Raw genomic sequence first — 22,544 nt, 5'->3', positions numbered from 1 at the left:
CATGAGCACCGGCACGATTACGGTCAAAGGGCGTTCCATCGTCGTGACCGAGCGCAGCCTTGGTCGACGCGCGCCAGTTGTTCCGCACGACCAGCGCCGTGAGATGGCTCAGAAAGTCGATGATATCGAGGCGCGGCTGAATCGGTTGACCGTCTCGCGGCACGACCCCGAACGCTTCTTCGTTCAGCGATCCGAGCTCGCCGACGATCTGCGCCGACTCGCCGTGAGCCTGCGCGAATAGAATTTCCGAACTCAGCACGACGATCCGCCGCTCGGCTCTCGTAGAGCGTTCCGAGCTCGCGGCAATGCGGTCGCCATGGGAACCACCGCTCCTCCGCTTCGGCCGAGGGATTGCCGCTCATTGCCGATCGTCGTGCTGGGCCTGCAAAGCTTCCCATCATACCGGAGATCCGAATGCACCGCCCGTCGCTGCGCATGCTGCTTGCTGCGTCCGCTCTTCTGGTCGCCGCAGGCTCGGCGTCCGTCGCCCTGTCGCCGCCGATGCCCGGCCGAGAACTGATGGTGCTGCATGAGCCGCGGCGCGCGCGCCTGGCCGTTCGTCGGCGCTATCCGAAGACGGGCGCATCGTATCCATCGAATGGGCGCCGCGAATGGGAGCGACGCCAGAAGCAGATCGCCAGCGGTCGCCTGACCGAAGCCAACGGGCTCGTGCGCAACGCCGCCTAGGTGCTGGTGCTGATCGTCGGCGCCGGCGCGTTGAATGTCGCGGCCGAGCGCTGACGATCTCCATTTCGGGCGAGACGTTGCAACATGCCGCTCACTTTCGATCTTCGCGACTTCGAGCGGATGGCCGATCGGCTGGGCGGTGCTGTTGATCAGCTGCCGTTCGCCCTTGCCAACGCCTTGACGGCGGCGGCTTTCACCACACGCGCATTTCTCGTCGACGACGTCTGGCCCCGGCACGTCGAGCAGAGGAACAAGCGCTTCATCAGCGCATCGCTCAGGATCGATAAGGCGACCAAGCGCAACCTGTCGGTCTCGATCTTCGACAATTTGGGCCGCGGGCATCTCGCGCTCCACGCCAAGGGCGGAACCAAACAGGCCAAGAAGCGCCTTGCGATCCCGGCCACCGGCGCGGTGAGGCGCTCCGGCAAGGGTGTGAGGAAGAGCGAGACGCCTTACGCAATTCGCGCGATGACGCCCGCCAGGGCGCTGCGCGTGCTGCCGCATGGCATTTTTGTCGGCAAGGGGGGCCGACTGCATCTCGTCTATTCCTTCAAGCAATCAGCCCACCAGCCTGAAGATGTTCCCTTCTTCGAGAGCTTCCAGCGCGTCATGCGGGCAGAACTGAAGGCGGGCTTCTCGGCATCGCTGAAGAACGCCATGGCGACGCGTGGGAAGAAGTCCCGATACGACCGTGAAGCGGCGCTTGGACGCCGCCGGCTGGGGAGTTCTCACGGCAACGCCGGCTCGCGCCGATGACGAGGAATGGAGACCAGCATGCCGCAGTCCACCGAGACCGTTGTCCATGAACGGCGCGTCCGTGTCCGTTTCGATCGGCGCGAACTGGAGCTCCTGATCGCAGAGGCGGCCGCGCGTGAAGCGGGCATTCTGGTGACAGACGTCGTCTGCAAAGTGACGTTCGAGGACGCGACAGAGGGCTCGCCGGCCTACCGCGTCGGAGTTCGCGCGGTGGTCGACATCGTCGAGAAGCTGGGACCGCCCGGTTCGGCCGCCTGACGCTCAGCCCTCCGGGGGGCCTTGGGTCCTTCCGCCCCCCGGCCCCCGGGCGGGGTACGCGCGACCGCGGACCGTGACGCGGCGTGGGGTCGCAAAACTGGGTAACAGGTAACAGGGTAACAATCAGGGCCCGCCTCGTTTCATGGCAGCAGAGGATCCGGGCTTCGTCTCCCAGGCGGATTATGGTCGTCACCGCGGCGTCTCGCGAAAGACTGTAACGGACTGGAAACAAAAGGGCATTCTTGTTCTCGACGCGCGCGGTCGTGTCGATGTGGCGAAGACCGATGCCGCCCTCAACGACCGGCCGGCGACCTATCGCGGCGGTGTTACCTCCGAGGCGCCGAGGCGGGACGAGGGTAACAAATCGCCGCTGACCCGCCGGGAGGTAACAGCCGCTGTTACCCCCGAGGGTAACACCGTCGTCGACGAGGAAGCTGACGGACTGCTCGACGCAGACATCTCCGATGAGGGGATCGAATCCGCTGGCAGCTGGAAGCTCGCAGAGGCGACACGCGTCAAAGAGATCTACCTCGCTCTCAAGCGACGGCAGGAATACCTCGTCAGCCAGGGCGCGCTGGTCGCGATCGAGGAGGTCGCCGTGCAGCTCGAGGCCGAATACACGATCGTCCGCGAACGCCTCCTGGGCATCCCGGGCAAGATTGCCGCCTCGCTGGTGGGGCTCGATCGCGCGGCGATCGAAGAGAAGATCCTCGAAGAAATCAGTGAGGCCTTGAGCGAGCTGCATGATCAGGGAAATGTTCAGGCCGGGAGCGCTGGCGCTTCTGGCTCGCCTGACGCTGGCGAGGCTCGCACTTAGGCCGCCGCCGCGGCTCAACCTGATCGAGTGGGCGGATACCTACCGCCATATCTCGTCCAAGACATCGGCTTCACCAGGTCGGTGGAAGACGCGGTCGCAGCCGGTGGCCTTTGGGCCATTCGCGGCAGTGACCGAGGCCGACACACATACTGTGACCGTGATGGCGGGCACTCAGGTCGTGAAGACCGAGCTCGATATCAACGTCGCACTCTATTTCGTGCATCAGGATCCAAGTCCGATCCTGTTCGTGCAGCCGACCCAGGGCGCTGCCGAAGCGTTCTCCAAGGAACGCATCGAGCCCACGATCGAGGTCAGCCCGGAGATCCGGGAAGCGCTCGCGCCATACGCTGCGCGCAGCACGATCACGCATAAGGAGTATCGGGGAGGGTCGATCGACTTCGTCGGTTCGAACTCGCCGACCGACCTGGCGTCGCGCCCGAAACGCATCGTCATTTCAGACGAGATCGACAAGTATCCGCCATCCGCTGGCAAGGAAGGCGATCCGCTTATCCTGGCCGAAGAGCGCGCATCGACCTATCACGCGCTGGGTCGGGCGAAATTCGTCAGGACCTGTTCGCCGACCGACGAGGACACTTCGCGCATCGGCCGGGAATACCGTGCCAGCGATCGCCGTCGCTGCTTCGTACCGTGCCCGCATTGCGGCGACCGGTTTCAGATCGAGTGGCGCCATGTCGTGTGGAGCCGCGACGATATGGGCGAGCACCTGCCGGAGACGGCAAGCATCTGCTGCCCAGCGTGCGGCGTCCTCTGGTCCGAAGGCGACCGGGTCCGCGCGCTGACAGGGCTGGCGGACCTGCCAGACCATGGATGGCGGCAGACGCGCGCGTTCTCGTGCTGCGGTGAGCGGCAGGAGCCCGAGCTATGGGATCGGCAGGGCAGGTCGCTCTGCAGGACGTGCGGCAAGAGGCCTGCCTATGGCGGCCATGCCGGCTTCGTCATCTCGAAGCTGTTGTCGATCCGACATCGGCTTCCCGATCTAGTCACCGAGTTCATCACGGCCCAGGGCGACCCGGAGCTGCTGAAGAAGTTCGTCAACACTGCGTTGGCCGAGCTCTGGAAGCCGGCCGGGCGCGAGACACTCGACGGTTCGGGCTTGATTGCTCGCGCCGAAACCTACGGTCCGGAAGACCTGCCGAACGAGGTGATGGTCATCACCGGGTTCGCGGACGTTCAGGGTGACAGGCTTGAGGTGCAATTGGTGGCCTGGGGGCCCGATGAGGAAAGCTGGCCGTTCCTCTATGAAGTCATCTCCCAGGACCCGGCGCAGCCGGCGGCATGGAAAGAACTCGATGCGCTGCTGAAGCGCAAGTTCAAGCGTCGAGACGGTCGCGTCCTTCGCGTTGCTGCCTTCGGCATCGATACGGGCGGCCACCATGGCACGCAGGTGTTCGCCTTCTGCAAGGCTCGCCGCCGCCGGCGCATCTTCGCGACCAAGGGCGTTGCAGGGCAGCGACCGATATGGCCGAACCAGGGTCGCAAGGCCAAGACAGGCGATCTGTTCTGGCCCGTCGGCGTCGACGGCGCCAAGGACGCAATCTATGGGCGCCTCAAGATCGAGGCTCCAGACGAGCCTGGCGGCCGAAAGCCGGGCCTAATTCACTTCCCGACTGAGCCCGGCTTCGGGCCCGACTATTTCGAGCAGTTGACGTCTGAGCGTCGCGAGATCCGCAAGCGCAACGGCCGTCCTTACGCGATCTGGATCCTGCCCGAGGGCAAAAGGAACGAAGCGCTCGACACGTTTGTTGGCGCGCTCGCCGTCCGGAAATCACTGCCGCGCCGGATCGACGCTGCTCTCGAATACGATCTCGCGCCGGAAGCTGCCGAGACTGAGGCTGAGGCAGAACCAGCCCCGCCGAAAAAAGAACGTCCGGCGAGCCCGGGTCGAATCGAGCGCCAGCGCGGCTGGCTGCAATCCAGGAGATAGGCCATGGCCGAGACCACCCCGGACGACGCTGCGGCGGCGGAAGCCGCGGCGAAGGCGATCGCGGATGCCGAGGCTGCAGCCAAGGCGGATGCTGAAGCGACGGCGGAAGCCGAGGCGAAGGCGATCGCGAATGCCGAGGCCAAGTCCAAAGCGGAGGCCGAAGCGGCGGAGGCCTCCGCGAAGCAGAAGTCGCCGCGTGCCGCAAAGGACAAGGCTGACAAGGCGCCGGCGGCCAAGAAGAGCGAAGGTACCCTCGACACTCCCGCGAATCCCGTACGAACGCTCGCCCTGAAAGGTGAGGGGATCTTGAGCCGCCATCGGAGCGGCGTCTGGTCCTATCCCGGTGCACCGCTCGACCCGAGCGCGACCAATCTGGTGCTGCCCGTCGAGTACGTCACCGAACAACAGATCCGCGAGGCTCTCGCCGGCACCGACTATGCGGTCATCACCAAGGACCCATTGCATGAGCCTCTGGCCATCCGCCTCCTCGGCGATGGTGAAGTCGCACGGCCTGCAATCTCGAATGCGATGGCGGGGTCGGCCGAGGCCGGAACCGAGGTTCCGAAGAATTACCGGCCCGAGCACGATGCCGGCATGCCGGCGGCCGGGAGCAAGCGCTGAGCGCAATCATGGCGACGCAAACCGAGCTCCAGTCGCGCCTGCAGGCGATCGAAACAGCGATCGCCAGTGGCACACGCCGCGTGTCCTACGATGGCAAGAGCGTCGAATACGCGTCTCTCGCCGAGATGCGATCGATCCGCGATGAGCTGCGCCGCGAACTCGGCATAGCCGTCCCGTCGCGTCGGCGCGTTGCCCGATATAGCGGCGGCTACTGATGCAGGCAGCCAACTGGATTGATCGGGCCATCGGCTATGTGGCGCCGGCAGCAGCGTTGCGCCGTGTCCAGGCGCGAACGCAGATCGCTCGCATTGCCCGCACGCGTGCGCTCTACGAGGCCGCCTCGGCGGGGCGACGGACGCATGGCTGGCGCTCGGTAGGCACCGACGCGAACGCCGAGACGCGCATCGCCGCCGCCAAGCTCCGCGACGTCTCGCGCGACATGGTGCGGAACAACCCGTTCGCCTTCAGGACCAAGTCCGTGATCGCGAACAATGTCGTCGGCGCGGGCATCATTCCGGCGGTGAAGGCTGCGCGCCAGCAGCGGGCCGACAAGATCAAGGAGTTGCTCGACCAGCACTTTGACTCCACCGATATCGATGCCGACGGCCGCCTTAACCTCTACGGCCTGCAATGGCTGGCGATGGCGACCATCGTTGAATCGGGCGAGGTCCTGATCCGCAAGCGCATCCGCCGGCCTGAAGACGGTCTGGCCCTGCCGTTTCAGATCCAGATCCTCGAGCCCGACTTTCTCGATAGTTCCGTGGACGGTGCTCTCAGCAATGGCAACTTCGCGGTGCAGGGCGTCGAGTTCGACCAGCGCGGCAAGCGTGTCGCCTATTACCTGTTCGACGAGCATCCCGGCGCGACGATCGTCGGATCGCGCTCGAGCTTCAAGGGCAAGCGCGTCTCCGCCGACTTCGTCCTGCACGTCTGCAGGGTCGATCGCCCGGGCCAGGTCCGCGGCGTTTCATGGTTCGCGCCCGTCATCCTGCGCATGCGGGATTTCGCCGACTATACTGACGCCCAGCTCATGCGGCAGAAGATCGCCGCGTGTTTCGCGGCCTTCATCACCGGCTCATCGTTCGATGACGGGCTGGATGACGATCAGGACACGCGCTCATCGGGCGGCTATCCGCTCGAGACACTGGAGCCGGGTATCATCGAGCGGCTTGGCGAGGGTGAAACAGTCACCTTTGCCTCGCCGCCCACGACCCAGGATTTCGCCCCTTATGCGTCGGTCACGCTGCACGAGATCGCGGCTGGGCTGGGCATCCCCTACGAGGTCCTGACCGGTGATCTGTCCGGTGTGAACTTCTCGAGCGGCCGGATGGGTTGGCTCGAATTCGCACGGGCGATCGACACCTATCGCTGGAACATGCTGATCCCTCAAATGATGGGGCCGCTGGGGCGCTGGACCGCGGAGGCCGCCGCCGTCGTCACCGGTTCGTCCGAACCCTTCAGGATGGTGTGGACGCCGCCCCGTCGCGAGATGATCGACCAGAGCACCGAGATCAAGTCGGCCGTTTCGAAGATCCGCGCTGGCCTGAACTCGCGCAGCGACGAGGTGCGCATGCTCGGCTACGACCCGGAGAAGGTCGACGCAGAGATTGCCGCCGACAACGAGCGAGCCGATCGCATGGGCCTGGTCCTCGACTCGGACCCGCGTCGCAATAACGCGCAAGGCCAGGCGCAACCCGAGCCCTCACTCGCTGCATGACACCGGAGCACGAGGCGGCGCTCCTGATCGGCATTGCCAGCCGGGGGATCGGCGCGGCTGTAGCTGAGCGGATCATTCGGCTCAACCCGCACTGGGAGCGCGGACAGATCGTTCGCGGCTGGCATCCGGCACCCACGGCCAGTTCGTTCAGGTTCGAGCGCGGCGCCGTTTCCATCCCGGACTTCGACCGCAAATGGGGCCGTGGCGCCGCGCGGCGGCTTCCACGGTCAGCCTTCATCAGTCGCGGCGGCAAGCGTCGCGCCATCCGGTTCGATGCCTTTGCGCTCGGCCCTGCTGGTTTCAAGAATTGAGAGGATCCCCAATGTCGACCTCGCCTGCCGCAAGAAAGAGGGGGCGCCGTTCCTCGCCGCGCGCCCAGATGGAAGGCACGCGTTCGCTGGTGCTCAATGGCGAGCTGATCCTCTACGGCATCGTCGACCCGTGGGACTATTCCGACACCATTCGCGCCATCGACGTCATGGCGTCTCTGATCGAGCTCGACGCCCAAGAGACCATCGTGGTTCGGCTGAACTCGCCGGGCGGCTCCGTGATCGAAGGGTTCGCGATCTACAATGCGCTTCGCATGAGCGGCAAGCCGATCGAGGTGCATATCGACGCCCTGGCCGCGTCCATCGCGTCGGTCATAGCGATGGCTGGCGATACGATCGTCATGGCGGAGAACGCCAGTCTGATGATCCACGATCCCTATGTCGCAGCCTATGGCGGATCGGATGAACTGCGGAGCGCGGCTGACGAGATTGATCGCCTCAAGGGGATGATGGTCTCGATCTATGCCGGCAAGACCGGACTGGATGCTGCCGAAATCGAGGCCCTCATGGCCGCGGAAACCTACTTCTCGGCAGAGGATGCCGTGGCGAAGGGTTTCGCGACCGGTGTCGACAAGCCGCTGGCCATCGCCGCCTGCGCAAAGCTCGGGCGGGACGATCTGGCGCGTCTCAATGCGCCACTCGACGTCCGGGCGAAACTCGAACCCTCTCCCGCGGCACTGCCCGCTCAATCCCCGAGGAATGAAACGATGCCTCTGAACGACAAGGCCGCGGGTGAAATCGCCGCGGCCGAACGCACGCGCGTCACGAAGATCTTCGCCGCCGTCCGTAATGCCAAGCTTCCGCTGGAATTCGCCGACGAACTAGTCGACGCCGGTCTCTCTATCGAGGACGCGCAGACCCGGATCACGACCAAGGTTGCGGAGAGCAGCGACCCGGCCTCGGTCGCCAATGTCCGCGCCGCTGCGGTGACGGCCGAGCGCCAGCGCGTCCAGTCGATTCACTCGTCCGTTCGCGCCGCGAAGCTGTCTGCCGAGTTCGCCGACGAGCTCATTGCCGCGGGCGTGAGTGTCGAGGAAGCCGGTCAGCGCGTCATCGCGAAGTGGACCGAGGTGCAGGCCGCCGCCGATACCGATCCCGTGCCGCACCGCGGACAGATCCGCATCTCGGCCGACGAGGTCGAGAAGTGGGCGGAGGGCGCGACCAAGGGCCTGCTGGCGCGCGCCGGCCTGAAGGGCGGCGAACGCAACGAGTTCAGTGGCCTGACCCTCTATGAGCTCGCACGCTCGTCGCTCGATATTCGCAACATCAAGAGCGGCTCCATGGACCGCATGTCCATGGTTGGCACGGCCTTCACGGCGCGCAATGCCGGTCCCGGCTACCATTCGACCTCGGATTTCGGCAGCGTCCTCGCGACGGCCGCCTATCGTTCGATGATGACGGGCTATGAGGAGGTCGACGAGACCTTCGGCGAATGGACCAGCAAGGGCCGTGCGTCGGACTTCCGCCCGATCTCCCGCGTGGATCTCGGCCTGTTCCCGTCGCTCGACAAGGTGGAGGAGGGGGCCGAATACAAATACGCGACGATCGGCGACACCGGCACCACGGTTCAGGTCGCCACCTACGGCAAGATGTTCTCCATCACGCGCCAGGCGATCGTGAACGACGATCTCGGCTTCTTCGACCGCGTCCCGCGCAAGATGGGACGCGCGGCCAAGCGCACGATCGGCAACCTGGTCTACGCGATCGTCAATTCCAACCCGACGATGCAGGATGGTGTGGCGCTTTATCATGCGAGCCACGGCAACCTTGCCGCGGCTGCTGGCGTGATCAGCGTCACCAGCCTGGGCGCCGCACGCGCGGCCATGGCGCGGCAGAAGGACGAGGCCGGCGTAGGCACGGCCATCGGTGTCCGGCCGAAGTTCATCCTGCTGCCGCCGGAGCTGCTCGATCTCGCCCTGACCGTCATCGGCGCCGAGAAGACTCCCGGCGATGCCGCCGGCACGCCGAATGCCGTGCGCAACATCGCAACCCCGGTCAGCGACAGCCGCCTGACCGGCACGGCCTGGCACCTCGCGGCCGATCCGGCCCAGGTGGACACCATCGAGGTCACCTATCTCGACGGCGTCGAGGAACCGTTCCTGGACCAGCGCGACGGCTGGGGCGTCGATGGTTCGGAGTTCAAGGTTCGCATGGATGCGGGCGTGAAGGCCCTGCACTGGCGCGGCCTCTACAAGAACGCCGGCCAGTAACACCAGCTCGGCATGAACCGAAAAGGGCGGCCATCGGCCGCCTTTTTCTTATCCAACGCGAGGACCCCATGAAGAACTACATCCAGTCGGGCGACACGGTGACGGCGCCGGCGCCGGCAGGCGGAACCGTTTCCGGCCTGCTCTATGTCATCGGCTCGCTGATCGGCGTCGCCACCATCACCGCCGTCGAGGGCGTCAACGTCCCCTTCAAGACGTCCGGCGTCTACGAACTTCCCAAGACGAGCGCACTCGCCATTGCGGTGGGCGATGCGGTCTATTGGGATGCGGCGAACAAGGTCGTCAACAAGACGTCGGCCGGCAATACGCTGGTCGGCTACGCGACCGAGGCGGCAGCGAACCCGTCCGCCGTCGGTCGCTTCCGCCTCAACGTCTGACGACCGTGATCGATTTCGATCGCCTGATACTCGGCCCCGCGATGGATGCCTTCGCGCGGCCGATCATCGTCGTGCCCAAGAGTGGGGCCGCGCCCTATGGCGGCCGCGGCGACTATCGCGAGCCGCACACCGACATCCAGCTCGAGGATGGGAGCTTCTCCACCGCGAGCCCGACCATCGGTATTCGCCGATCCGAGTTCGCCCGCGTGCCGCAGCAGGATGACCGCGTCTACATCGATGTCGATGGGTTGACTGTCATTCCGAATGTCAGCCGGCTTTTCCTTGTCGCCGATGTGAAGCCAGACGGCGAGGGCGACGTGAAACTGATCCTCGCCGAGATCGATCCCTGATGCCGAGCTTCGAGATCGAGATCCGCGACGAGACGGCCCGACGTCTCGAAGCACTTTCCCGCTATGGCTCTCCTGCGCGCGTCCGCAAGAGCTTCATCCTGCCGACGCAAGACAGCGAGGTGCCTTGCGCCCTCGTCTATTTCGGCGGGGTATCCATGACGACCGACGGCGACGCCAATGCAGGCGCGCCGTCATTCGTCCATTCGGTTCGGCTGGTCGTCTCCTGCCTGGTCAAGGCGAACGATCCGGAAGAGCTGGAGCTTGAGCTCGACGATGCGGCCAACGAGGTCCTGGAGACCTTGCTGACCGATCCGTCCTGGCTCGAGCTCATCGACAGCGTCCCGCAGATCGATCGCAACTACAAGCTTCACGACGAGAACAAGCGGCTCCTGATGGCGGAGGCGCGAATGATCTTCACGATCAACTATAGCAGCGACTGGGAGCCGCGCGTTCCGGACCGGTTCGCGACAGGGCGAATTCGCACGGGCGACACCCCCGGCGACATCAACGCCGAACTCAACCTGCCCCAATCCTGAGGACCAGCATCATGAAGCTCATCCCAGCCGATCCGGCTGCGCCGCTCTATGGCCCGACCGGACAGCTCGTCGACCCGGTCGACGGCATCGAGGTCGATCCGCTCGACGTCTTCTGGCAGCGACGGATTCGCGCTGGCGAAGCGGTCGAAGCCCCCGCCAAGGCCTCCAAGTCCAAGGCCTAACCCCCGCAACCAATTCGCCTCGATCGGAGCGCGCCCATGTCGATTTCGTTCAACCAGATCCCTGCCAACTGGCGCCTCCCCCTTTATTATGCCGAGGTCGATCCGTCGAAGGCCGGGCAGAATGTGCTGGACCAGCCGGCACTGATCTGGGGCCATAAGCTGGCCTCCGGCTCCGCGACGCTGGACGTCCCCGTTCCGGTCGGATCGCTCAACCAGGCTCAGGCGCTTTTCGGCATCGGCTCGATGCTCGAGCGCAGCGTCGCCGCGTTTCTGAAGAACGATCAGGCTTCAGAGATCTGGTGCATTCCCGTGGCAGAGCCGGCCGCCGGCGTCGTGGCGGCGGGCAGCTTCACGGTTACCGGTCCCGCGACTGCCGCCGGCACGCTCAGCGTCTATATCGCCGGTCAGCTCGTCGAGATCGCAGTCGCCAGCGGCGACACGGCGACAGCGATCGCCACGGCCCTCGCGGCAGCGATCAACGGCAGTGCTACGCTGCCTGTCACCGCCGCGGCCGCCGCCGGCGTCGTGACCACGACCGCGCGCTGGAAGGGGCTGACGGGCAACGACATTCGGCTTGCTGTCAACCTCGGCGGCGTTTCCGCCGGTCAGGCGCTCCCGGGCGGCGTGGGCGTCGCCATCGTCCAGATGACGGGCGGCACGGGCACGCCCTTGCTGGGCAATGCCATCGCCGGCCTGGGCGATGATCCCTATGAATATGTTTCGTTCCCATGGAACGACAGCACGAGCCTCAATGCCATCGAGGCGGAGTTCGGCTTCGGCGACGCCGGCCGCTGGGGCTGGTTGCGCCAGCTCTATGGCCATGTCTTCAGCGCCTATCGCGGCACCTATTCGAGCCTGATCGCGTTCGGTGCCGGCCGCAATTCCGGAGTAACGTCGATCCTCGAGATCGAGCCCGACATGCCGACGCCGATCTGGGAGGTCGCGGCAGCGTACACTGCGCAGGCTGCTCGTTCGCTGCTCAATGATCCGGCCCGGCCGCTGCAGACGCTCCCGCTCTATGGCGTCGCCGGCGCCCCGAAGGGATCGCGCTTCCGTGCCTCCGAGCGCAACACGCTGACCATGTCCGGCTTCGCCGTGCAGGACGTGCGCGCCGATGGGACCGTCCAGATCGTGCGCGAGCAGACCACCTACCAGACCAACGCCTACGGCGTGACCGACACGGCCTATGGCCTGGTCACGACGCTGGCAACGCTGGCGCGTCTCTTCCGGAACCAGAAGCAGGTCATCACTTCCAAATACGGCCGTCACAAGCTGGCCAACAATGGAACCAGGTTCGGTCCCGGACAGGCCATCGTCACGCCGAACACGATCAGGGCGGAGCTGGTCGCGCAGTATGCCGCGGACGAATATGACGGGCTCGTCGAGAACCTCGCCGCCTTCAAGACTGGGCTCATCGTTGAGCGCGACAGCGGCAATCCCGATCGCCTCAACATTCTCTACGACCCCGATCTCGTGAACCAGCTGCGGATGTTCGCGGTCCTGGCGCAGTTCCGCCTGCAGTTCGCGGCGAATGCGTCCGAGACGACCGCCTGATCGCCCCGGCCATCTCAAATCAATAGGAGGCCCCCATGGGCAAGCGCATCGCCGGCATCGCCTATGTGAAGGCGAACGGGACGCAGTATCCGCTCCGCGGCAATTTTACGGTCAGCCCGTCTCCCACCGAACGCGAGGGCCTTGCTGGCCAGGACCGCGTTCACGGCTACAAGGAGATGCCGCGCGTCCCGTCGATCAGCGGCGATATCTCGATGGTGCCCGAGCTGTCCCTCGAGGAGCTGGATGCGATCACGGACGCGACCGTTACGGCCGAGCTCGCATCGGGCCACGTCTACGTGCTGCGCGGCGCCTGGACGAAATCTGCCCATGAGATCAACACGGCCGACGGCCAGGTCGCCGTGACCTGGGAAGGCCTGGAGTGCCATGAGCTGACGCCCTAAGGCTGTTTTGGCAACTCCTCGTTAGGTACTATTCCGCGGCACCCCTCAGACGCGCCTGCAATGATCAGGACCGTACTGGATAGCCAGCCCCCATCGACCACGACAGCCGCAGTCCCCTTCGGGACGTAGCATGAGACAAGCCTGTTCAACATCTGTGGGTTCGTCCTGTGCACTCCCGCGCGGATCAGCGTCATCGCCTCGCTGTAGGAGTCATTGTCCTTCCAGACGATCACCCCCTTGGCACCTTCCCGACCGAGAGGAATCGACTGGCCGTGGGCTGCAGCGATCCCAGCCACCGAAATGGCCGCCGCCAGAAAATACTTCAGCATTCTTCCCCCGATCACTGGAACCACTCGCTGTGACCCAAACACCTAAGCCATCGGATAACAAGATCCGGGTGCCACTCTCGCGTGCAATTCCTGCGCATGGCGAGCAGATCTCCGAACTCGTGTTCCGAGAGCCGAGCGGGCTCGACATCGCGCGCTGTGGCAATCCGGTGAAGCTCAATTTTGCCTACGATCCGCCTGAAGTGACGTTCGACGAGCCGAAAATGGCACGCATGATGTCCATGCTTGGCGACGTTCCCGCGTCCACGATCGAGAAGCTGACGGGCAGCGACTGGAACGCCTGCGCGTGGATGCTGTCCGGTTTTTTCATTCCTGGGGCCCCGACCCGATCAGGCGGTGCTGCCGACTAGCGCGGGTCTATCACTGCTCGCCGGGTGATTTCCTCGGCGAGCCGCTCTCCGTCATCAAGACGCTCGAGGAGGCCACCGTGAGGCTCCTCGACGAAGAGGCCGACGATCGTGACTGACGAACGACTTCGTATGTCTGCCGAGTTTCGCGACCGCGCCTCGGCCGGCCTGCGCAAACTGGGGCAGGCGATCCGGGCCCTGGGCATGATGGACGGCCTGCGCCGACTGTCCGTCGACATGGACCGGCTCGAACGCGCCGGCTATCGTGTGGGCGCTGCCATCGGCAAGACGATCAGGTTCACCGCCATCTCCGCCGCTGGCGCGGCGACGGTCGCCTCGGCGGCGATGATCAAGTTCGGCAAGGCCTCGGCCGACAGCCTCGATGATCTGGCGGCATTCTCGAAGCAGGTCGGCTTCAGCGCCGATTCCATGCGTACGCTGGAAGGCGTCGCGGCGCGCTATAATGTCAATGTCGAAGGCATGCGCAGCGGCATCGAGCGGTTCAATACGAATCTTGGCCGGCTCAAGGCGAACCAGGGCGCCTTCTATGGCTATCTGATCAAGACGAACCCGGCGCTTGCGCAGCAGTTCAAGCATGTGAAGACGACGGAGGAGGGGTATCTCCTCCTGTTCTCCGCGCTCGATAAGATCACGGATCCGTCTAAACGCGCGGCGTTCGTCAAGGCGGCAGGTATTGGCCAGGAGAGCCTGCGCTTCCTGGCCGATGGGTCCCTCGACCTCAAGGCGACGATCGAAGAGGTCAAGAAGCTGCAGGGCTATCTCGGGCCCAAGGCTTACGAGGATGCGGCTGCCTACGGCGATGCCATGGATAATCTGGGTCTGTCGTGGCGGGGCCTACGAGACAAGCTGACTGCGGCTGCCTTGCCGGCTATCGTTCCCATGCTGGAGGATCTCAATAAGTTCTTCGCGAACAACAGCGAGGCAATTGCTTCGGGCTTCCGTGAAATCGCCGTCGAGGTCAGCAACGGCGTTCGGTCGATGGCGAGCTGGTTTGGCAGCCTTAAATCGGATGATTGGAAGGGCTTCTGGAACGATCTGAAGGGCATCGCTTCCGCAATCAGCAACGTCGCATCCACGGTTAATCAGGTTGTCCAGGCCATGGGCGGCTGGAAGGTGCTGATCGGGTCGCTCATTGCGCTCAAGGTTGCCAACTGGATCAAGGGCCTTGCTGGCAATCTGACCGACCTGTTGCCGGGCATGGGCGGTACACCGGGCCCCGCCGACAAGAAGGGCGCGCCCTGGTGGGCGCCCGGTGTCCAGGCTTGGATGTATGATCAGGGCAAGACCTGGATGATGAATCGGCTGGATGCGTTGCCCCGCCCCAACGGGCCGGGTGCCGTCGCCGATCCCGGCAGTTTTGATCCTTGGGAGGACCTTAAGAAGATCATCGGCACATGGACGCGCGACACCGTCCAGAACAAGACCGCTGATCTCATCAGCGAACGAACTGGTCAAATCGCCGAGGCCCAGTCGCAGCTGTCGGACGCCAATTCGATTATCGCGGACATGCAGCGAAGCGGGAACGACAAGAAATACCCGGGCGCCTTCGAACGTGCACTGCAGATGCGCGATTCGATCCAGGCCCGCATCGCAGACCTGCGTGCCGGTCTTGAACTGCTGAAGCGCGACGGCGCGGATGTTGGTCGAAAGATGGGTGAGGAGGCTGGAAAGTCCTTCATCGACAGCATTCGATCCTTCTTCCAGAAGAGCTCCTACTCCGAGGGAGGCGTCTCGAATGGCGGGATCGTCAACGCCAGCCTGCGGATCGGTGGCGGACGGGCCGCTGGCCGGGCGCAGGCCATGGCCGGGCGGGGGCATGGCGTGGCGCCGAACTTCGGCTCGGCCAAATCCATGCTCGACCTGATCGGTACGGCAGAGGGCACGGACAAGGGGCGCGGCTACAACGAGACGCTCGCCTATGGCGCGTACACCGGCGGCGACCGCAATCTTGTCGGCATGACGCTCGACGAGATCGACGCGCTGCAGACACAGATGCTCCGCCATCCAGGCAATAGGTTCAATTCCTCGGCCCTCGGCCGTTACCAGTTCACCCGCACGCGTCTGCGTGACCTCAGGAAGCGTTACGGCATTCCGGGCTCGGCTCGCTATGATCAGAACTTGCAGGACCAGCTCGCCAAGCTCTCGCTTTCCGAGCGCGGCGGAACGCTCGGCGCCATTCGCAACGAGTGGGAGGGCCTGCGCAATGTCCCCGACGATATCCTGCGGGATGCCATGCGCCGCGATCGGCAGCGCAAGGAGAAGCGTCAGCGCGACAAGGTCGAAGGTGCGGCGAGCGTCGATGTCCGCTTTCATGGCACGCCGGCCGGCACCAAGGTCGGTGCGAAGGCCACCGGGCTGTTCCGCGAGGTCAGGCTCGATACAGGCCGCAGCATGAAGCCCGCCACCGCATGAGCTGGCGCAACCGCCTGCTGCCCGCCTCGTTTCGAGGCGTGCCGTTCCATTTCGAAGACAATGAGCGCGCGGGCGGCCGGCGCGGCGTCGTGCACGAGTATCCGAAGCGGAACACCGGCTACGCCGAGGATATGGGCCGGAGGCAGCGAACCTTCCGGGTTCGCGGATACACGATCGGTGCCAACTACGATCTGCAGGTCCGCCTGCTCGAGCTTGCCTGCGAGGCCGATGGGCCCGCTCTCCTCGTGCTGCCGACGCGCGGCCCTTCGCTGGTGCTCTGCAATGGCTTTGCCGCGATGGAGACGCGGGAAGAGGGCGGCTTCGCGACCATTGACATGGACTTCGTCGAGGCCGGCAGTGCGCCGAGCGCGGCCGCCAGCATCAACACCGGCGAGGCGGTCTCCAGCGCTGCGGATGCGGCTTCCGCAAGTGTTGCAGCCAGTCCAATGAGCGGGATCGGTCACCAGTGAGTACGAACCGGGAAATCGCCGAAGCGATCGCGCTCGGCAAGTTGTTATCCGACCAGCTGCTTGTTCGTGGGGGTCCTCGCGGGCAAAGCGCCTCGGACCTCCGTCGCGCCGTCGCGGCGTTCCAGACCAATCTCGAAACCAGCATTCGGCGGCAGACGCTCGGCAGCGATATCGTCGCCCTGTTCGCGGCCGCGCTCTCGGCCGGCATCAGTGCGGTGGTGTTTCGGAACCTTCGCGAAGTGACCATGGCGTCGACGGCCCGCGGCGATCTCGCGATCTGGACGCGTACCGCGTTCCGGCGCCAGGCGCTCATCGCCGAGACGCGGCGCTGGTCCACGGTGGTCTTCTCGAACCGGGACGCTGTCGAGGCGACGCGCGCGGCGCTCACTGTTGCCTTCGACGGCGTGATCGAGGACGCGTCGGAGACTGGCGAATACCAGATCATGCGGGACTTCGTGACGCTGTTCACCGCGATCCAGCGCCATCTCGCTGCAACGGCCATTCCGCTGCCGCGCGTCATCTCCTATGCGACGCCAGCGTCACTTCCCTCGCTCGTCATCGCCCACAGGCTCTACGGCGACGCGTCGCGCCGGCTCGAGCTCGTGCGCGAGAACAGGGTGATCCACCCGCTATTCATGCCAGTTTCGGGGCGCGCGCTGGCCACATGAGCACCGGCTTCGTCGATAGCTCCGATCCTGGCGCCGCCGGGATCGGAAGCTTGCCGCTGTCCGCAGCGATGATGCCTGCGGCTGGTGGCGAGGTCTGCCAGGTCTATTGCAACGGTCAGATTTTCGAGGGCTGGACACGGGTTTCTGTCGTTCGGTCGGTCCAGGGAGCGGCGAGCCGCTTCAGGTTGACCGTGACCGAGGCGAATGATGCAGCCGGGGCGGTACTGGCGTGGCAGATCCGCTGCGGCGATCCGATCAGCATCAAGCTAGGCGGCGTGAAGGCATTGACCGGCTATGTCGACGTTCGCCAGGCCGCGTATGACGCAGAAAACCATGGTGTGGAAATCGAGGGGCGTAGCCTGACGCAGGATGTGATCGACAGCTCCGCGGTCAAGAAGGATGGCGGTCCGGTCGGCCCTTATCGCGGCTACAAGCTCGATGAGATCGTACGGGCGCTTCTGTCGCCCTTCGGCATCGGCCTGCGGATTATCGGCGATGTCGGTGCTGCGATCCCGATGGTCAGCGTCCAGTTCGGCGAGACCATATTCGAAGTCATCGAGCGTCTGGCGCGTCTGCGTGGGTTCAACATCCATGACGATGCTGACGGCAATCTGGTGCTCGCAAGATCCGCAAAGACCACCTTGTCCGCGGGGCTCGTCGAGGGAGTGAACATCAAGCGCGCCAACGGCACGCAGGATGTGAGCCAGGTCGTTTCAGATCTCTTCATCGCCGGTTCGACCACTGGCGACGACGATGCTTCAGGGGCCGACGTGTCCGGAGAGTCGGCAAAGGCGTCGAACGGCAACGTTCAGCGCTACCGGCCGCGCGCCATGATGCTCGAGCAGCCCGGGACCAAAGACGATATGAAGGTGCGCGCCAATCGCGAGATGGCGCAACTTGCGGCCGATACCGCGCGGGTGAGCGTGACCGTGTACGGCTGGCGCATGGCGGATGGAAGGCTCTGGGAGCCGCGCGACGTCGTGCAGGTCACCTCGCCGATGCTTCTGATTGATCGCCAGATGGCTGTGTTTTCGGTCGAGTTCACCCAGGACGACCAGGGCGGCACGGAATCCATCCTCGATCTGGTCGTGCCGGAAAGCCTCGATCCAAACGCACCTGCTGACCAGGCGACTCCACCATCGACCGAAGACGGGTCGGATGGAGGTGATGCCGGTGAGGACACGGTGGCTGACAACTGGTCAATTCGATCGACGGGTGCTGCGGCATGATGCGCGAAACCGAACGCGGAGCCGGCCGCCGTGGCCTGATGGGCTTTGCCCGCGGCGTCGTCACGGCGGTATCGTCGCGCGCCAAGCAGGCGAAACTCCAGCATCTCGACGTCAGCGTGCTCAAGGGCGAAAGCCATGAGGGCGCCGAGCATATGGAGCCGTATGGCATGACGGCCAGGCCACATGCCGGCGCCGAGGCCATGGTGCTCTATGTCGGCGGCAACCGCGCGCATCCGATCGTGATCTCGGTTGCGAACCGGAAGTATCGACTGCAGGGCCTGACGGAAGGCGAGGTCGCCATCTACGACGATCTCGGCCAGAAGGTGCACCTAACGCGCGACGGGATCGTATTGGACAGCCCGATCGCCGTCACCGTCAACGCCCCGGACGCAACCCTCAATACGGACGTCGTGATCAACGGCACGCTGGCCATCAACGGGGATGGCGTGACCCACAACGATCGGAACATCGGCGCCGACCACGCTCATTCGGGTGTCACCCCGGGCGCCGCCAACACCGGACCGCCGGTCTAATCCATGGTCGACATCAAGACACTGCAGACCGTCTCCCTCGAGGCGATCACGACCGATTGGCTGGTTGGTTCCAGCGGCGCGCTCGAGGACGGTGACGACCTTGCGACAGCGTTCGTCATCGCGCTGCTGACCGACCGGTCCGCCCTCGATGGCGACGAGTTGCCCGATGACACCGGCGATCGCCGGGGCTGGTGGGCCGATCTCGATGCCGAGGCGATCTGGAATGGATGGCCGATCGGCTCGCGCCTGTGGCTGCTCAGCCGCCACAAGATCCTCGACGAGACGGTCACGCTTGCTGAGGGCTATTGCCGCGAAGCTCTTCAGCCCTTCATCGACCGGCACATTGTTTCTCGCATCGACATCGCGCTCGAGCGTCTCGGCGCCGAGATGATCGGCGGATCGATCACGGCCTATCGCGGTCCGGCCAAGGCCGTCGACCTCCGCTTTGAAACCCTCTGGAACAATATCAGGTCGCGCTGATGGCATGGACGACACCGACGCTGCGCCAGATCCGGAGCCGGGTCCGCGACGACGTCACCACACGCCTGCCCGGCGCCGATGCGATGGTGCCGAATTCGAACCTTCGCGTGATGTCCGATGCGAATGCAGGACTGGCGCTGGAGGAGCACGCCTATCTGCAATGGCTGGGCCTGCAACTGCTGCCGGACACGGCTGAAGGCGAGTGGCTGGAGCGTCACGCCAATATCTGGCTTCGCCGCGGCCGCAAGCCGGCGACTTTCGCGCAGGGCACGGTCACGCTCACGGGCACGGCCGGAACAATCCTGCCGGCCGGAACATCGCTTCTGTATGGATCCTACGAGTTCCTGACGACCGAGGAGCTCACGATCGGTGCCGGCGCGACAGCTGTCATCGTCGAGGCTCGGACCGCCGGTGCTGCCAGTTCCCTCGAACTGGGTGGCTCGCTCCGCCTGTCGCAGGCCACGGTTGGCGTCGACGCATCCGCTGCCGTCACCGCGGCAACGGTCGGCCTTGATGAGGAATCGGACGACGATCTCCGCGCCCGCGTGCTCAAGCGCATTCGCAAGCCGCCAATGGGCGGCAACAAGGATGACTATGAGGCCTGGGCACTCGAAGTGCCCGCGGTCACGCGCGCCTGGTGCGCGCCGCTCGAAATGGGCATCGGCACCGTCACCCTCAGATTCATGATGGATGACCTGCGCGCTGACGCTGGCGGCTTCCCGGAAGCGGAGGACGTCGCGATCGTTGCGGCCTATCTCGACACGGTTCGACCCGTGGCGGTGAAGGATATGTTCGTCGTCGCGCCGATCCCGGAGCCGATCGATTTCACGATTCTGAACCTCTCGAGCGATACGTCGTCGGTGCGCGCCTCGATCGAGCGGAGCGCCAAGGAGATGCTGGCGGGCCGCGCGGCGCCGGGCCAGACCATCTACCAGTCGTGGATCTCTGAATCCGTTTCCGCCGGAACGGGCGAGGACCATCACAATCTGGTCTTCGAGGATCACCTGATGCCATCGCTCGGCCATCTAGCTGTCCTCGGGACGATTGCCTATGCCTGAGATCAATCGCGACGGCGACGCTTTCGCGTCGGGACTGGCCGCGCTGCTGCCGACAGGCATCGCCTGGCCGCGCGAAAGCGACACGGTGCTGATGGGGCTGGTGCGAGCACTCGCCGAAGAGTGGGCCCGGGTCGACAAGCGCGGCGCCGATCTGCTCGGCCGAGAATCCGACCCGCGCGCGACCATCGAGCTGCTCGACGCGTGGGAGACGGCCTTCGGCCTGCCGGATCCTTGCGTTGCCGAGCCGCAGACGATCGAGGCGCGCCAGCAGGTCCTGGTCAACCGGATGACAATGGAGGGGTCGCAATCGCGCGCCTTCTTCATCCAGATCGCTGCGGACCTCGGCTACGAGATCGAGATCAAGGAATACTCGCCGTTCATGTGCGGCGTGTCCGAAGTCGGCGAGACCCTGCACGGCTGGGAAATCGGGCCCGCCGAAATCCGCTTCTACTGGTCGATCGCGATAGCGGGCGCGCGCTTGAGCTGGTTCCGCGCGGGATCCGGCCAGGCCGGCGTCGATCATCTGCTGGAGATCGGTATCGCGACCGACATCACCTGCATTTTCAACCGGTTGAAGCCGGCGCACACCCAAGTCCTCTTCGACTATAGCGAGAGCCTCTAATGAAATATGTGCCGCCCTTTACGTCGGTCGACCCGAACGCCCCCTATGTGAACGGCAATCCGTCGTCCGGCACCAAGGGCTCGATTCCGCCGGCGGAAGCTTTCGAGCATCCGATGCGCGAGATCATGAAGGTCATCGAGGACGCGGGCCTCGATCCCGATGAAGCTGACCTGACGCAGCTCTGGCAGGCGATCAACATCCTGATCGGCATCGGCGTCGCGGGCGGTAACACGGCCTTCGCGACGCTCGCCGAGCTCAGGGCCGCCCTTGTTTCTGGCAAGGCCGTCGATCCGGCCAAGCTCGCGGCCGTCATTCAGGAAAACCGCTGGATTTCGGGCGTGGCGGGAGGCACTGCCAACGCACTCACCGTCACGCTCGCGCCGGCGCCAACTGCGCTTTCGGCTGGCATGCTCGCATGGGTCTATACCGGTGCGACACCAAACACTGGAGCGGCGACGCTCAATGAAAATGCGCTCGGCGTTAAGTCCATCCTGCGCGTCGATGGTTCGCCGCTGCAGTCGGGCGACCTGCCCGCCTCGACACCTGTTCCGCTCTATTATGACGGCGCCGCATGGCGCAATCTGATCGCGGGCGGTCCGAACGCGCAGCCCAAAGGTCAGATGACCTGGGCGGTCGCCGGAACCTATTCATTCGTCGTGCCGGCCGGCGTCTATCTGGTCTATGCGAAGGTCTGGGGTGCGGGCGGCGGCGGCGGCGGCGCGCAATACACATCCGCACGCGCGGCGGCAATGGGTGGGGCCGGTGGCGCTTATGCGGAGAGATATATCCCCGTCACGCCGGGCCAGACACTCGCGATCGTGATTGGTGGCGGCGGCTCCGGAGGCTCCGCGAGCGGAGGCAATGGAGGTCAGGGCGGCTCGTCGTCGGTCGCCGGCTCCGTGATTGCTCCCGGTGGCTCCGGTGGCGTCGGCGCCACGGATACGCTGGCCGGAGGGTCGGTGCCGGGCGGCGTCGCAACAACCGGCACCGTGAATATCGCCGGCAATCCTGGTGGCGGCGTGATCGATACGGGCGGCAGCCCGGTCTCCGGCGCCGGTGGATCGTCCTACACGTTCCCAGGCTACGGCAACGGAAACCAAGGCAGTGCGGGCGCGGCGGCGGGTCAGCCCGGCTGTGGCGGCAATGGCGGATCAAGAGGATCTGCCGGGACCGCCGCTGGCGGCGCTGGCGCCGCTGGATTTGTCGTCATTTCCTATTGATCGAGGCTCATCATGACGAAGTTTGCACGCGTGCTCGCCGGGACGGTTATCGAGCCGCCGCTTGATTGGGCGGAATTCACGCCAGACAAAGCGTTCCCTGCCGAGCTCGCGGCCGAATATGTCGAATGTCCGGAAGATATCGGGCAGGGCTGGAGCTTCGATGGAGAGCAGTGGGCAGCGCCCGTCGCACCAGCCGGTCCGCCGACCAAGGCCGAACTGATGGCCTATGCAGCCGACAAGCGTTGGCGCGTCGAGACAGGCGGCATTGTGGTCGATGGCGCCGTGATCCGCACGGACGATAAATCACAAAGCCGCGTCTCTGGAGCGGCGCTGCTCGCTTTTTCCGATCCTGACCTCGTCACGATCGATTGGGAGGCAC

Annotated in this window: 29 protein-coding genes; 28 read left to right on the top strand and 1 reads right to left on the bottom strand. The window is 65.0% G+C overall.

Annotated features, from left to right (window positions below; all coding sequences use genetic code 11):
* Window position 1: 1 nt before the first annotated feature.
* The 18 genes from QO014_RS17205 to QO014_RS17120 all read left to right on the top strand — a co-directional run bounded on the left by QO014_RS17205 (window position 2) and on the right by QO014_RS17120 (window position 13,455).
* Entirely contained in the window at window positions 2-241 is a 240-nt protein-coding gene (locus tag QO014_RS17205; RefSeq protein WP_266349976.1) for a hypothetical protein, read from the top strand.
* A 173-nt stretch (window positions 242-414) separates the two neighbouring features.
* The gene (locus QO014_RS17200) at window positions 415-687 is read left to right on the top strand and encodes a hypothetical protein (protein WP_266349975.1); all 273 of its coding nucleotides are present in this window, start codon (window positions 415-417) and stop codon (window positions 685-687) included.
* 120 nt (window positions 688-807) lie between these two features.
* On the top strand, window positions 808-1,443 hold the full coding sequence (locus tag QO014_RS17195) for a hypothetical protein (protein WP_266349974.1): 636 nt from the start codon (window positions 808-810) through the stop codon (window positions 1,441-1,443).
* A gap of 18 nt (window positions 1,444-1,461) precedes the next feature.
* Window positions 1,462-1,701, top strand: coding sequence for a hypothetical protein (locus tag QO014_RS17190; protein ID WP_266349973.1), 240 nt, complete (start codon window positions 1,462-1,464; stop codon window positions 1,699-1,701).
* Window positions 1,702-1,843: 142 nt separating this feature from the next.
* Window positions 1,844-2,518 carry a hypothetical protein gene (locus QO014_RS17185; protein ID WP_266349972.1) on the top strand — a complete coding sequence of 225 codons (675 nt, stop codon included), beginning with the start codon at window positions 1,844-1,846 and terminating at the stop codon, window positions 2,516-2,518.
* A complete protein-coding gene (locus QO014_RS17180; RefSeq protein WP_307258616.1) occupies window positions 2,445-4,463 on the top strand; it encodes a phage terminase large subunit family protein in 2,019 nt (672 codons plus the stop codon). The genes QO014_RS17185 and QO014_RS17180 overlap by 74 nt, the downstream gene beginning before the upstream one ends.
* A gap of 3 nt (window positions 4,464-4,466) precedes the next feature.
* Window positions 4,467-5,084 carry a hypothetical protein gene (locus QO014_RS17175; protein WP_266349970.1) on the top strand — a complete coding sequence of 206 codons (618 nt, stop codon included), beginning with the start codon at window positions 4,467-4,469 and terminating at the stop codon, window positions 5,082-5,084.
* A gap of 8 nt (window positions 5,085-5,092) precedes the next feature.
* Window positions 5,093-5,299 carry a phage head-tail joining protein gene (locus QO014_RS17170; protein WP_266349969.1) on the top strand — a complete coding sequence of 69 codons (207 nt, stop codon included), beginning with the start codon at window positions 5,093-5,095 and terminating at the stop codon, window positions 5,297-5,299.
* The gene (locus tag QO014_RS17165) at window positions 5,299-6,801 is read left to right on the top strand and encodes a phage portal protein (protein WP_266349968.1); all 1,503 of its coding nucleotides are present in this window, start codon (window positions 5,299-5,301) and stop codon (window positions 6,799-6,801) included. The genes QO014_RS17170 and QO014_RS17165 overlap by 1 nt, the downstream gene beginning before the upstream one ends.
* Window positions 6,798-7,112, top strand: a complete 315-nt coding sequence (locus tag QO014_RS17160) for a hypothetical protein (RefSeq protein ID WP_266349967.1) — start codon at window positions 6,798-6,800, stop codon at window positions 7,110-7,112. Before QO014_RS17165 ends, QO014_RS17160 begins: the two co-directional genes overlap by 4 nt.
* Window positions 7,113-7,123: 11 nt before the next feature.
* Window positions 7,124-9,340, top strand: a complete 2,217-nt coding sequence (locus QO014_RS17155; RefSeq protein WP_266349966.1) for a head maturation protease, ClpP-related — start codon at window positions 7,124-7,126, stop codon at window positions 9,338-9,340.
* 68 nt (window positions 9,341-9,408) lie between these two features.
* A complete protein-coding gene (locus tag QO014_RS17150) occupies window positions 9,409-9,735 on the top strand; it encodes a DUF2190 family protein (protein WP_266349965.1) in 327 nt (108 codons plus the stop codon).
* A 5-nt stretch (window positions 9,736-9,740) separates the two neighbouring features.
* Complete coding sequence (locus QO014_RS17145) at window positions 9,741-10,085, top strand: head-tail joining protein (RefSeq protein WP_266349964.1); 345 nt, start codon at window positions 9,741-9,743, stop codon at window positions 10,083-10,085.
* The gene (locus QO014_RS17140) at window positions 10,085-10,621 is read left to right on the top strand and encodes a hypothetical protein (RefSeq protein WP_266349963.1); all 537 of its coding nucleotides are present in this window, start codon (window positions 10,085-10,087) and stop codon (window positions 10,619-10,621) included. The genes QO014_RS17145 and QO014_RS17140 overlap by 1 nt, the downstream gene beginning before the upstream one ends.
* Before the next feature lie 11 nt (window positions 10,622-10,632).
* Entirely contained in the window at window positions 10,633-10,803 is a 171-nt protein-coding gene (locus QO014_RS17135) for a hypothetical protein (protein WP_266349962.1), read from the top strand.
* A 36-nt stretch (window positions 10,804-10,839) separates the two neighbouring features.
* The gene (locus QO014_RS17130) at window positions 10,840-12,357 is read left to right on the top strand and encodes a phage tail sheath C-terminal domain-containing protein (RefSeq protein ID WP_266349961.1); all 1,518 of its coding nucleotides are present in this window, start codon (window positions 10,840-10,842) and stop codon (window positions 12,355-12,357) included.
* 35 nt (window positions 12,358-12,392) lie between these two features.
* Window positions 12,393-12,758, top strand: coding sequence for a phage tail tube protein (locus QO014_RS17125; RefSeq protein WP_266349960.1), 366 nt, complete (start codon window positions 12,393-12,395; stop codon window positions 12,756-12,758).
* A gap of 358 nt (window positions 12,759-13,116) precedes the next feature.
* Window positions 13,117-13,455 carry a phage tail assembly protein gene (locus QO014_RS17120; RefSeq protein ID WP_266349959.1) on the top strand — a complete coding sequence of 113 codons (339 nt, stop codon included), beginning with the start codon at window positions 13,117-13,119 and terminating at the stop codon, window positions 13,453-13,455.
* 54 nt (window positions 13,456-13,509) lie between these two features.
* Here QO014_RS17120 and QO014_RS17115 read toward each other — a convergent pair whose 3' ends face one another.
* On the bottom strand, window positions 13,510-14,049 hold the full coding sequence (locus tag QO014_RS17115) for a hypothetical protein (RefSeq protein WP_266349958.1): 540 nt from the start codon (window positions 14,047-14,049) through the stop codon (window positions 13,510-13,512).
* Between QO014_RS17115 and QO014_RS17110 the strand changes: the two genes are divergently transcribed.
* The 10 genes from QO014_RS17110 to QO014_RS17065 form a co-directional block, all read left to right on the top strand.
* Window positions 14,050-15,885 (top strand): lysozyme family protein, encoded by a 1,836-nt coding sequence (locus QO014_RS17110; RefSeq protein WP_266349957.1) that lies wholly within the window; start codon window positions 14,050-14,052, stop codon window positions 15,883-15,885.
* Window positions 15,882-16,355 (top strand): DNA circularization N-terminal domain-containing protein, encoded by a 474-nt coding sequence (locus tag QO014_RS17105; RefSeq protein ID WP_266349956.1) that lies wholly within the window; start codon window positions 15,882-15,884, stop codon window positions 16,353-16,355. Before QO014_RS17110 ends, QO014_RS17105 begins: the two co-directional genes overlap by 4 nt.
* Window positions 16,352-17,023, top strand: a complete 672-nt coding sequence (locus QO014_RS17100; protein ID WP_266349955.1) for a hypothetical protein — start codon at window positions 16,352-16,354, stop codon at window positions 17,021-17,023. Before QO014_RS17105 ends, QO014_RS17100 begins: the two co-directional genes overlap by 4 nt.
* Window positions 17,020-18,252 carry a phage baseplate assembly protein gene (locus QO014_RS17095; protein ID WP_266349954.1) on the top strand — a complete coding sequence of 411 codons (1,233 nt, stop codon included), beginning with the start codon at window positions 17,020-17,022 and terminating at the stop codon, window positions 18,250-18,252. The genes QO014_RS17100 and QO014_RS17095 overlap by 4 nt, the downstream gene beginning before the upstream one ends.
* On the top strand, window positions 18,249-18,785 hold the full coding sequence (locus tag QO014_RS17090; protein WP_266349953.1) for a phage baseplate assembly protein V: 537 nt from the start codon (window positions 18,249-18,251) through the stop codon (window positions 18,783-18,785). Before QO014_RS17095 ends, QO014_RS17090 begins: the two co-directional genes overlap by 4 nt.
* A gap of 3 nt (window positions 18,786-18,788) precedes the next feature.
* Window positions 18,789-19,265: a phage GP46 family protein gene (locus QO014_RS17085; RefSeq protein ID WP_266349952.1), complete on the top strand. Its 477-nt coding sequence runs from the start codon at window positions 18,789-18,791 to the stop codon at window positions 19,263-19,265.
* The gene (locus QO014_RS17080; RefSeq protein ID WP_266349951.1) at window positions 19,265-20,323 is read left to right on the top strand and encodes a baseplate J/gp47 family protein; all 1,059 of its coding nucleotides are present in this window, start codon (window positions 19,265-19,267) and stop codon (window positions 20,321-20,323) included. Before QO014_RS17085 ends, QO014_RS17080 begins: the two co-directional genes overlap by 1 nt.
* A complete protein-coding gene (locus QO014_RS17075; RefSeq protein ID WP_266349950.1) occupies window positions 20,316-20,945 on the top strand; it encodes a YmfQ family protein in 630 nt (209 codons plus the stop codon). Before QO014_RS17080 ends, QO014_RS17075 begins: the two co-directional genes overlap by 8 nt.
* Window positions 20,945-22,165: a glycine-rich domain-containing protein gene (locus QO014_RS17070; protein WP_266349949.1), complete on the top strand. Its 1,221-nt coding sequence runs from the start codon at window positions 20,945-20,947 to the stop codon at window positions 22,163-22,165. Before QO014_RS17075 ends, QO014_RS17070 begins: the two co-directional genes overlap by 1 nt.
* A 12-nt stretch (window positions 22,166-22,177) precedes the next feature.
* A partial coding sequence (locus tag QO014_RS17065) for a DUF4376 domain-containing protein (protein ID WP_442358275.1) occupies window positions 22,178-22,544 on the top strand: 367 nt, incomplete at its 3' end.

Origin of the sequence: Kaistia dalseonensis (assembly GCF_030814715.1) — a bacterium.
Taxonomy (GTDB): Bacteria; Pseudomonadota; Alphaproteobacteria; order Rhizobiales; family Kaistiaceae; genus Kaistia; species Kaistia dalseonensis.
This window is presented reverse-complemented; position numbering and strand designations above follow the sequence as displayed.